Origin of the sequence: Cupriavidus respiraculi (assembly GCF_914271545.1) — a bacterium.
GTDB lineage: Bacteria > Pseudomonadota > Gammaproteobacteria > Burkholderiales > Burkholderiaceae > Cupriavidus > Cupriavidus respiraculi.
This window is the reverse complement of the sequence record NZ_CAJZAH010000010.1, coordinates 147184-153731: the sequence shown is the minus strand read 5'-3', so window position 1 is coordinate 153731 and position 6548 is coordinate 147184. Positions and strand designations below refer to the sequence as shown.

At 62.0% G+C, this 6548-nt stretch carries 5 protein-coding genes; 2 read left to right on the top strand and 3 right to left on the bottom strand.

The features are described 5' to 3' along the window. The first annotated feature begins 319 nt into the window (after positions 1-319). Positions 320-1705: an ISNCY family transposase gene (locus tag LDO27_RS25180; RefSeq protein WP_224044559.1), complete on the top strand. Its 1386-nt coding sequence runs from the start codon at positions 320-322 to the stop codon at positions 1703-1705. A gap of 921 nt (positions 1706-2626) precedes the next feature. Here the strand turns inward: LDO27_RS25180 and LDO27_RS25175 are convergent. Beyond that, a complete protein-coding gene (locus LDO27_RS25175) occupies positions 2627-3865 on the bottom strand; it encodes a hypothetical protein (RefSeq protein ID WP_222208875.1) in 1239 nt (412 codons plus the stop codon). A 522-nt stretch (positions 3866-4387) separates the two neighbouring features. Here LDO27_RS25175 and LDO27_RS25170 point away from each other — a divergent pair. Continuing rightward, a complete protein-coding gene (locus LDO27_RS25170; protein WP_222208873.1) occupies positions 4388-4816 on the top strand; it encodes a hypothetical protein in 429 nt (142 codons plus the stop codon). Positions 4817-4878: 62 nt separating this feature from the next. On the opposite strand, the gene LDO27_RS25165 is transcribed toward LDO27_RS25170, so the two are convergent. Both LDO27_RS25165 and LDO27_RS25160 read right to left on the bottom strand, forming a co-directional pair. Then, a complete protein-coding gene (locus LDO27_RS25165; RefSeq protein WP_222208871.1) occupies positions 4879-5733 on the bottom strand; it encodes a DUF932 domain-containing protein in 855 nt (284 codons plus the stop codon). A 94-nt stretch (positions 5734-5827) separates the two neighbouring features. Continuing rightward, a complete protein-coding gene (locus LDO27_RS25160) occupies positions 5828-6265 on the bottom strand; it encodes a type I restriction endonuclease subunit M (protein WP_224044554.1) in 438 nt (145 codons plus the stop codon). Positions 6266-6548 lie beyond the last annotated feature (283 nt).

The following is a 6548-nucleotide window of genomic DNA, read 5'->3' as shown; positions in this document are numbered from 1 at the left end:
AAGCCAACCCCGGGCGCCAAGCGCAAGCGGCAGATCAATCGGCTGGACCTGGAAAGAGCCATCGCGAACTCAACCGCCCCACCCTGTTGAGACGGCACCGAGACCGGCCAGCTGGACTGCCTTACGTATCACGCCCAACGACAAAAAAAGCACGATCGGACTGACATTTGAATGTAGCCAGGGCGCAGACCTTTGAAAACCACCTAGACAAATGATGTCGGCCGTTTTTTCTAATGTCGTACTTGAGATCAATTCAAATGTCGTAGCTCTGCCTGTGGTGCCAAGCTGGCGGCTTTGCCGCCGAGCCAGGAGCGCGATCATGGGACGAGCCGATACCATCACCATGAGCATGCGGGAACTGGACCGGTGCAAGGTCATCCAGGCCGTTGTACACGACGGCCTAATGGTCTGGCGTGCAGCGGAGAAGCTTGGTCTGTCCAGGCGCCACGTCGAACGATTGGTGCAGCGATATCGGGAGGATGGCCCCCGAGGCTTGGTTTCCCGCAAATGGGGGCAGCCCGGGCATCGCCATTTGCCGCTCGGTCTGGAGTCTCGTGTACGCGGCCTGATCCGCGACAGTTACGCCGACTTCGGCCCGACGTTTGCCTGCGAGAAGCTGCGCGAGCGCCATGGCATTGAGATCTCCCCGGCCTGCGTGCGCCGGATCATGATCGATGCCGGCTTCTGGGTGCCGAGGAAGCTGCGCCCGCCCAAGGTCCACCAGCCGCGGCACCGGCGCGCCTGCTTTGGGGAATTGATCCAGATCGATGGCAGCGATCACCGCTGGTTCGAGGACCGGGGGCCGGCTTGCACGCTGCTGGTCTACGTCGACGATGCGACCGGGCAGCTGATGCAACTGCGGTTCGTGCCGACCGAGTCGACCTTCTCGTACTTTGCCGCGACGCGCTCGTATATCGAGCAGCACGGCAAGCCGGTGGCCTTCTACAGCGACAAGGCCGGGGTGTTCCGGGTCAATGCGAAGGATGGGCCGGACGGGCGCGGCTATACGCAGTTTGGGCGGGCGCTGTTCGAGCTGAACATCGACATCCTGTGCGCCAATTCGAGCCAGGCCAAGGGGCGCGTGGAGCGAATGAATAGCACGCTGCAGGACCGGCTGGTCAAGGAACTGCGGCTGCGCGGGATCGACTCGCCGGCGGCCGCGAATGCCTATGCGCCGGCCTTTATCGCCGACTTTAACGCCCGCTTTGCCAAGGTGCCGCGCAGCGACTTCGATGCGCACCGGCCGGTGCGTGGCGATGAAGACCTGACGCGGATCTTTACCTGGCGCGAATGGCGCAAGGTGTCGCAGAACCTGACGTTGCAGTACGACAAGGTCGTGTACCTGCTGCAGGACTGCGTGGCACACCGCAAGCTGATCCACCGGACCATCGAGGTGGCCGAATACCCGGATGGGCGGATCGAGTTATGGGCCGATGGCGCTGCCCTGCCCTACAGCGTGTTCGATCCGCGCGAGACGATCCGGCAGGCGGACATCGTGGAGCACAAGCGGCTGGGGCACGTGCTGGAGATCGCGGCGCGGGTGCAGGCGTTGCGCGAGGACCGACAAACGGCGGGCCCGGCACGCACGCTCAGCGGTGGCGCGGCGATGGCCATGAAGCCAACCCCGGGCGCCAAGCGCAAGCGGCAGATCAATCGGCTGGACCTGGAAAGAGCCATCGCGGGGTCAACCGCCCCACCCTGTTGAGACGGCATCAAGACCGGCCAGCTGGACTGCCTTACGTATCACGCCCAACGACAAAAAAAGCACGGCATCGGAAGCGCGCCATGAACGATCGGGGCTGGATGACCATGAGCCTGCGTGAAGTAGACCGCCTCGAAGCTCGGCGGGCCTGCGGCCGCTATCGATCTTGGCCTCCGGCTCGGCAAGGGTGCATGCGGTTTCGCTGGAAGTCGAAGCTAACAGCTCGCTGGAGAAGCTTTGCCGATGGGCATGCGATCGTCGCTCTGACGGTCGGGTGAACGGCGCATTGCGTAGAGAACTGCCCCCAACCAGCTCGCGGTTGGATCGGATGCAGGTACAAGTTACATCCCGCCGACATCTTGACTATGAAAAAGTTGTGATGGGATACGTGCTCGACCGATGGTGGGGGACCGCTGAGAAGCGTACGGATACAAGAGTGCGAACGTGCGAAGACGCCATCCGGGCCTTACAGCACAGAACTCGTGCAAGCATCAACGAAGACGGCACTATCGTTATCCAGTATCTCATCCCTGTCGGCGACAGAGCATGCATCTCCGTGCCCAAAAATTGCTACAGAGTACTTCCGGTGGGCTATCAGGACACAGCCCGGCAGTTCGCCTTGGAAAGGGCTGCCGAGGAAAACCTTTGGGTTCTCGTCCTGCAAACCGCGCGGGGCCCAAGCGATATAGACTCGAAAAAGATAGCAATTTAGAGGCGTGCCCCGTGGAGGCATCCGAACAGTCGAGTGCCGTCTTGTTGATTTGTACCAGCGTGAATAGAGTTAAAAGAGGGAGTGCGGGCATGTGCGAGGTCCCAGCAGGCGATTCATGATTTCGGAATGCTGCTCCCGTGTTCCTCATCTGAAAGCGCCCCAGTGCTGCATTGCCCGGGAGTAAAGGCCCCTCGCATCATCGCATCATCGCATCACGAGACTATGCCAGCCCTGCATTCTCCTCCTGCTTTTGAAAATAGCGGGTGTAAGAAGCGAGGTGAAACATCTACCATCACACTCCCTCGCTCATTGCGGCGACTTGCGCCGGCGACATAGGCTAGCGTCTCGCCGCCTCTGACAGCGACCGGTTCATACAATAGGTCTTTGACAATATCGATAGGGCACAAGATCGTGACGCTGCGCACCCGCAGGACCTTGGTCACGCCAGGCTCGATATCGGGCGGCCCATGATTTGCGTCCGGATCGCTAACGCGAATTCGCGCATTGAAGTATCCGACCACTGGCAGATTTGTCTGCGTATTCCGATAGCGGGCCTCCACCTGCACATTGACGTCCGAGTCAAGGATGATTCGGCGCGTGTTCTCCGATCGCACGTATGCAAAGCAGTCGCTCTGATCGCACTGTATCGACGTACTCCAATGCAACATAGGCGGCATCGACTGGCCAACACGCGTACTGATATGAAGTATGCAGACAGGAAAAACGGCGGCGAATAAAGCCAGAGCCGCGGTAGTTGCCGGCACTCGCAGGGTCTCGGTCCGGCCCTTTCCTCGACGCCATTGAATCGCTACGGTGGCGCCAATAGCGAGAACAACGTTTGCTAGCGCGTATGCTAGGGCACCGACGTCGCTGCTCATAATCTCCGGTAGCGGCACTCCTAGCACGTGCAACGCGAACGCCGCAAGTGCCGTAGCTCCCCACACGAGCGCGCAATCCGCAGTATGCGCGGATAGTACGTGACACGTCCTCTCGAATCCCTGCTTGCTTAGTGCCCACCGCCTTAGGTTTATATTGGCAAGCGCAGCGGTACATGCAATCAGCGTCATCCAGAGCCCGACGGCGAAGATGAGCACTAGCGACAGGCTGCTCAACTTGACCGTCTGCAGGTCTTCGTTGATCTGGGACGCGCTTTCCAAAACTTGCCCGATCACAGTGCGGATCACATCCGTCGATCCATAGGAGGACTGCGCGAATGTGATCGTCTGGACAGTGAAGAGATTGAACCCCGCCATCGAAATCACCTGCAACACGGACGCGACGAGCAGGAAACGCGGCCATGGAACCGCGTCGTCTGGCGTGCGCATACCGTCATAGCGGGCTGTTGCACGAACTGCCCACTCATACGTTTTCCTGAACTGGGCGACCGGGACAGCCAGTGCGCTTAGTACGTAGGTTCTTGCGGTACTCGAAATGTTTTCGCTCGAATTCACATCTATTGCCTTATTGTCATGAGGCACAACTCACGGATGACCTCTGACGCGCTGGCATCGACAGGCCGATGCAAGTGATGCTCCCATCGGACCGACACTGGTCGCCCTCGGTTCACCGGCTAGAACACGCGCGTCGGGACGACTGCGAGGAGAAGCCCTCTATCCATGATCTAACGGCACACCCAATCCGTTCTGAAGTCGCTGCCTAATCAAAATGACGTCGCATCGATACCTTTAAACGGGGAAATCTTCGAGGTGCGTACTGTGTATATATCGATCCTCGCAGGTCGCTGGCTGTTGCGGCGTATGGACTCGCAAGGCGCGGCCGGAGGCTGGGAAGCCACAATCCAAGGGCGTCCAGGCACACAGGGCGAAGCCCGACCGCATCCGCACCGAACGCGGATCAGATTCGCATAGCAATCGCACCAAATCGATAGCGGCTGGTGGCGAGACAATTCCACAATGCGGGCAGCAAGGCAGCACCGCGATAGCAATTTGGAAGCGCATCGGGAGGAATGGCCAATGTCGGACAGCGATCTACTGGCGCAGATCAGTGCCATCGCGCCGCGGACGAAGGCAGCGCGCCTGCGCGCCCTGATGCCGGCCATCGAGGCGAAGCTCGCCACCGGCGCGAGCGCGCAGGATGTCGTGGCTGTGCTCGAGCGAGGCGGATTGTCCCTGTCCCTCGGCACGTTTCGCAATTACCTCGCGCGATACAGGCGCAATAATGAGGCTGCGGCCGGCACGCTGCGTTCAGCCGTGCGGCTCGGTCGCGATAGCCGGTCCACCAGGCTGTCCATGCCCCCCTCCGCCGGCATGCCGCGCGTGCCCCAACCGATCGCCGGCCTTCATGAAGCGATGTACCCGGACGCGGCGGCACAGGCAGAGTCCATGGCGCAGTACGAACGGCTCGGCAAGGCGCTCGCGCGCCAGAACCCGTCCGGCGGCTAGCCTTCGCATCAATGCTAAGAGCCCCGCGCTGCGGGGCTCTCACACGGTTCGGTATCCGTCGCCTATCCCTTGAGCCGGCGCATCTCCTCGGCAAGCGTCCATAGCGCGCGGTTGAGGCGGATCGACGAATCAATGCCCATCACGGGCCGGGTATGCATGCGTCTTCCACTCCGCGAGCGGCCGGCAAGGCCACCGCGAACCATGTTTTCCTGCACGCGATTGAGCGTCGTCCAAAGATCGCCGCCGACATCGTCCGGCCGTCGTGGCGCCAGCAGCTGGGCCGGCGTGATGGGCGTGACGGGCGCAATGGCTGCGGAACCGGCACACGCCTGCGCATTGTCATATCGCAGTGCCAGGGCGGCCCTGGCAAACGCCGCCTGCTCCGCCCCTGCCAGCGGCAATGCCTTCATGCCCGCCTTGGCCTCCGCAATCGGCCGGAAACCTTCCAGCACGTCATACGCGCCCTGCACGACATCGGTCAGGATGTCGCCCTTGTGCGGGACCCGAATATCGGCGCTCGCAGTGCCGCAGACGAGTCCATTCTTGCAGACAAAGCGGAACATGCCCGCCAGCATCTGGTAAGCGCTGGTGCCGTCATGCGAATTGATCAGGATGATCTCGTTCGCTTCCTCGCCAGCGATGTCGCTGGCATGGCGCAGCCGGACCATGTGCTTGGTATGGTCCCGCCGATGTTCATGCCGGACCCGGGTCTGGCACACCATAAACGGCTGGAAACCCTCCCGTCGCAGCTCGGACAGGACAGCTGCGGTCGGGATATACGCATAGCGGTCGGATCGGCTGGCGTGCTTCTCCGCTGAAAAAATCGACGGGGCGACAAGCCGGATCTGCTCGTCGGACAGGGGCACATCGGATTGCAGCGCATGCGCGGTATGGGTGAATCGGCTGGCCAGTTGCATCACTCTCTCCTGTAAGTCGGGTTCCAATTCGGTAGGTGGCCCGGGCTTTCGGACCGGAGGAACGCACACCGATCCGAAGGCTCCGGGGCCCGCGTCAATACTCCGTCGGTAAAAGCAGCGTGGTAATGCTGCGGTCAGCCTCGGTGATGACCCAGAGGCGCGGCCCGTCGCCGATGCGGTACGCGGAATGCAACCTGCCGCCTTTCGAGACGGCGCTCTCGTTGGCTCGGCGGTCTTCCTCACAGAGGTCGCCCCAATCGCCGGTCACATGCCGCGCGAGATAGACCAGCGGATCCTCCCCGCCGGCGTTTAGCGCCTGCCACGCGCCGGTCGTGATGCAAAGCAGGCCTAGACCGAAACGGGCAGGTCTGCGTAACAGATGGCTGATGCGATCGTCTTGCATGGTGATGCTCCTTGTCGAAAGTGCGCCGGAGCGGCGCGTATCGGATGCTCTTGGGTGAGCCTCGGGGGGTGCGGGGGGAACGCCCGCGTTGTCGGTGGTGCCGGGGTTGCGGATGGTCGGTGTGCTCATGGTTCGCCTCGCTGGTTTCGTCCTGTCGCTTCTGCTCTTCGGAGCCGCCTCGGCGCTTGGGCAGCACGGTCCGGCCTCAGTGCAAGGGCGCGCCCGGAGGCCGCACGCGGAGCGCAGCCGCAGGCGAGCACCGAACGGGTGAGGACGCGGCGAAGCGAACCCTTGTACTGAGGCCGGACCGTGCTAAGCGACGGAAAGAGGCGGCTCCGAAGAGCAGAAGCGACGCGCCTGGACGAAACCAGCGAGGCGGAGCGGACCGATGCGCTGTCCGCAACCCCGGCAC

Excerpts from the sequence above, each read along its gene's own strand:
- LDO27_RS25165 (WP_222208871.1), bottom strand. The coding sequence starts at position 5,733 with ATGCAACTGGCCAGCCGATTCACCCATACCGCGCATGCGCTGCAATCC.
- LDO27_RS25170 (WP_222208873.1), top strand. The coding sequence starts at position 4,388 with ATGTCGGACAGCGATCTACTGGCGCAGATCAGTGCCATCGCGCCGCGG.
- LDO27_RS25160 (WP_224044554.1), bottom strand. The coding sequence starts at position 6,265 with ATGAGCACACCGACCATCCGCAACCCCGGCACCACCGACAACGCGGGC.
- LDO27_RS25180 (WP_224044559.1), top strand. The coding sequence starts at position 320 with ATGGGACGAGCCGATACCATCACCATGAGCATGCGGGAACTGGACCGG.